A 1736-nucleotide genomic window follows, 5' to 3' on the forward strand; every position below is an offset into this window, starting at 1 on the left:
AACTCTTCGATACTTTTGTGTGGTTCTAGCTTTAACAATCTCGGCATGGCGATCGCCCAACTCTTACTATTCATCCCTTAATTTATCAGGTTTAATTTTTTTATACCGATGCTACCGGATTTGATATCAATAAACATCTCCAGAAAAGAGGCAACAGGCAACAGCTTATCTGGCAACAGGGAACCAACCCCGAACCCCTCCCAGGAGGGAAATAATTGATAATTTATGGATAAGAATTGATTTTCTTTTTGATTTTTACCAGATGTCTAATAATCAAATAAACGTTCTATATCATCTCCAGAGGAACCACCACGGCTAGAATTAACTCTCAAAGATGCTCCATCTTTAGAAAAATCATAACTCAAAGGTTCAGTTTGAGAAATAAGGGCTTTAGCCTCTTCTACTAGAGATGTTGCTGGAGATTTGACCATTAAATCTTTTAGAGCTTCAATACGTTTAGGTACAGCGGGATGAGTAGTATCAAATTCAGCGCTTGGAGTTTGCAGCAAAACATTCATTGCTCTTAAACAACCTTCTGGTTCAAAACCTGCCTTTGCTGAATACAAATATCCCTTTTCGTCAGCTTCCAATTCTCTTTTACGGCCTTCTTCAGCCAAAGTTTGTTCTAATTCTTCTTTTTTCTGAGCAACAATTTCATTTATTTTTTCTTGGCTTGCTTTAGTGCGTTGACGACTAGCATTGCCCAAAACAGCACCACCAACTCTCCCTGCTCTGCCTCCAAATACTCTAGCTGCAGTACCTCCGATAGACATACCAGTTGCCTCTGCTTGAGCATCCTGTTTTTCTGCTAAAACTTCTTGTTGAGCCTCTTGTTCAATTTTTTCGATCAAAGCAAGTTTTTCTACTGGGGCTAAAGCTATGTGCCTTTCAGTATGATGTGCCATTTCGTGGGCAACTACGCAAGCTATGGCAGAGGCATCTCCTACAAGTTGGTCTAGGATGCCGTTGTACATCGCAATAAGATTAACTTCTGTAGCAAAGGCATTGATTTCATATTTGGGAAATATGATGATTCGCCAAGGTTTTTCGTCTAGTCCATTTGCTCTAGCAATACGGTCAACGATTCGATACAGTGTGTAAAGGTCATCAGGTAGTTCTTGTTTGGCCTGTTCGTATATATTTTTTGCTTGTTCGGTGTCTTTTGTCTGTTCTGTTGGGGTAGAATTTTCTGAGGAAGTTGGGTTGGCCTTAACTGATAGTTGATTGCTGGGTAGTAGGAATGTGGCTACTGCTAATATGGCTAGTATGGTTTTAATTTTTAACATGATATTTTCACCTAAAGTTAAAGTTAAACTAATTTTTTATTAACTAGCGATCGGTATTTTTCGTATCGGAATGCTTTTTAAAGTTAAGACAAACAATATTGATAGCTAGTTTTGTCTTGAAAAATTTAGAATAAACTCACTGGTATAAAATAGTAAATGATGATTTTATCGGATTTATAGTCAGTTAGCAAAGCTATATTTTTACCCAAGATTTGAGGTAATCTACCTATTAATAGTTTATCATTAAAAGTTTAGACTTAATCGCTTATTTAAGGTCATAATGATTGAAGTTGAGAAGTTAAGCAAAATTTATGGTTCAACCTCAGCAATTAAGGAGGTATCCTTTGCTGTACAACAAGGAGAAATATTGGGATTTTTAGGTCCGAATGGTGCAGGTAAAACTACAACAATGCGGATATTAGCTGGATATTTGCCTGCTACGAGTGGCAA

The 1736-nt window shown here is 37.4% G+C and carries 2 protein-coding genes; one reads left to right on the forward strand and one right to left on the reverse strand.

Translation table 11 applies throughout. From position 1 onward, the window contains the following. Positions 1–266: 266 nt before the first annotated feature. A complete protein-coding gene (locus F6K13_RS31770; RefSeq protein ID WP_124144459.1) occupies positions 267–1286 on the reverse strand; it encodes a M48 family metallopeptidase in 1020 nt (339 codons plus the stop codon). 280 nt (positions 1287–1566) lie between these two features. Between F6K13_RS31770 and F6K13_RS31775 the strand changes: the two genes are divergently transcribed. Next, positions 1567–1736 (forward strand): ATP-binding cassette domain-containing protein (locus F6K13_RS31775; protein ID WP_287289677.1); only part of this gene is annotated, 170 nt, incomplete at its 3' end.

This window comes from Okeania sp. SIO2B9 (genome assembly GCF_010672505.1).
Taxonomy (GTDB): domain Bacteria; phylum Cyanobacteriota; class Cyanobacteriia; order Cyanobacteriales; family Microcoleaceae; genus Okeania; species Okeania hirsuta.